Annotated in this window: 4 protein-coding genes; 2 read left to right on the top strand and 2 right to left on the bottom strand. The window is 66.8% G+C overall.

Annotated elements, in window-relative coordinates:
- Nucleotides 1-268 precede the first annotated feature (268 nt).
- Nucleotides 269-538, bottom strand: a complete 270-nt coding sequence (rpsO, locus tag A9W96_RS07810; protein WP_007775081.1) for a 30S ribosomal protein S15 — start codon at nt 536-538, stop codon at nt 269-271.
- A 169-nt stretch (nt 539-707) separates the two neighbouring features.
- Between rpsO and A9W96_RS07805 the strand changes: the two genes are divergently transcribed.
- Together A9W96_RS07805 and A9W96_RS07800 are read left to right on the top strand one after the other, a co-directional pair.
- A complete protein-coding gene (locus A9W96_RS07805) occupies nt 708-1,049 on the top strand; it encodes a helix-turn-helix transcriptional regulator (protein WP_066879378.1) in 342 nt (113 codons plus the stop codon).
- 3 nt (nt 1,050-1,052) lie between these two features.
- Nucleotides 1,053-1,538: an SRPBCC domain-containing protein gene (locus tag A9W96_RS07800; protein ID WP_066864398.1), complete on the top strand. Its 486-nt coding sequence runs from the start codon at nt 1,053-1,055 to the stop codon at nt 1,536-1,538.
- Between the two features lie 22 nt (nt 1,539-1,560).
- Here the strand turns inward: A9W96_RS07800 and A9W96_RS07795 are convergent.
- Nucleotides 1,561-1,929 (bottom strand): riboflavin kinase (locus tag A9W96_RS07795; RefSeq protein ID WP_197499444.1); only part of this gene is annotated, 369 nt, incomplete at its 5' end.

Here is a 1,929-nt window from a genome sequence, read left to right as displayed (position 1 = left end):
CTGAATACGGCTACGGCCATCGATCGAAGCGGCCGACCTGCCCCAGATCCGGAGAGCCCGGCAGCCACTACCGAAGACCGCCCGATGCAGACTGGCTGCTCCCTCGAACGTGCGTAGTGACACGCTGGAACGGCACACGCGGATCTGCGTGACCGCACCGTTTGCTCGGGCCGAACCGGCCCAGAACGTCCTCACTCTACACGGGCGACCCCTGCCCGCCATATCGCTCGGAATTTGCGGGGCCGCGAACGCCCCGGTGGGGGCTGCGTCAGCGACGCAGGCCCAGCCGCTCGACCAGCGAGCGGTACCGCTCGACATCGATCTGCGCGACGTACTTGAGCAGCCGGCGACGGCGGCCGACCAGCAGCAACAGTCCGCGACGCGAGTGGTGGTCGTGCTTGTGCACCTTCAGGTGCTCGGTCAGGTCGGCGATCCGCTTGGTCAGCAGCGCGACCTGCGCCTCAGGCGAACCGGTGTCGGTGCCATGCAGGCCGTAATTGCCCAGGATTTCTTTTTTCTGCTCGGCTGTAAGCGCCACGAACTAACTCCATCAATCGGTGCCGCGAGAAATCTCGTGCGTGGCCGCCGCGGACTGCAGCACACGCCGTATCGGCTGGCGAGTCTATCAGCGGCGGCGACGTCTACCGAATCGCAGGCCAGCGCTGCGCCCTTGACAACATACAACCATTTGGTTGTATGTTGCTCGGGTGACCGTAGATCAGGAGGACCGGGTGGACGCCCTGTTCCACGCGCTCGCCGACCGAACCCGGCGCGACATCATGCGCCGGACCCTGGAAGGGGAACACTCGGTTTCCGCATTGGCGGTCAAGTACGACATGAGCTTCGCCGCGGTGCAGAAGCATGTCGTCGTGCTGGAAAAGGCCGGCCTGCTCACCAAACGACGAAGCGGTCGAGAGCAGCTGGCCAGCGGTGACGTGGCGGCCGTGCGGTCGGTGGCCGCGATGCTCACCGAACTCGAATCCCTCTGGCGGGATCGCATCGCCCGCGTCGACGAACTCATCGCATCCGACTCAAACCAGGAGGACTGAACCATGCCCGTGACCGACGTCCAGCACGACCCGGACAACCTGACGCTGACCATCACGGCGGACTTCGCCGCGCCGGTGGCCCGAATCTGGCAGGTGTACGCCGACCCTCGTCAGTTGGAGAAGGTGTGGGGACCGCCGTCCCACCCGGCGACCGTCGTCGACCACAGCCTCACACCCGGCAGTCGCACGACGTACTTCATGACCGGACCGGACGGCCAGAAGTACGCCGGGTACTGGGAGATCACGGCCGTGGACGAACCGACGAGCTTCTCCTTCCTGGACGGCTTCGCCGACCTGGACTTCAACCCGAACCCCGACCTGCCGGTCTCGAGGAATGTGTACACATTCGCCGAGCACAACGGCGGCACTCGCGCGACATACGTGAGCACCTACTCCTCCGCCGAGGCGCTGCAGCAGGTGCTGGACATGGGCGTCGTCGAGGGCGCCTCTTCGGCCATCAACCAGATCGACGACCTGCTCGCCGCCTGACGCCTGCCGGCGACTCCTGGAATCAGTCCTGGGCCGCGAGGGTGATGCGGGCCCGTTCGGTGTCCCTGCCCATGGCGTCGATGAGGTCGGCGATCGAGTCGAACTTGTGCTGGCCGCGGATACGGGCGACGAAGTCCAGCGCCACGTGCTGTCCGTACAGGTCGGCGTCGGTGTCCAGGACGAACGCCTCCACGGTGCGGGTACGCCCGGAGAACGTCGGGTTGGTGCCCACCGACACCGCCGCCTGATAGCGCTCGCCCGGGACCATCGCCCCGGGGGCCCCCGCCCCCTGACCGTGGCCGAGCACGGTGAACCAGGCGGCGTACACGCCGTCGGCCGGGATGGCCGAATACATCGGCGGCGCCACGTTCGCGGTGGGAAAGCCCAGCTC

It is taken from the genome of Mycobacterium sp. 1245852.3 (assembly GCF_001669335.1).
GTDB classification, from domain to species: Bacteria; Actinomycetota; Actinomycetes; order Mycobacteriales; family Mycobacteriaceae; genus Mycobacterium; species Mycobacterium europaeum_A.
This window is presented reverse-complemented; position numbering and strand designations above follow the sequence as displayed.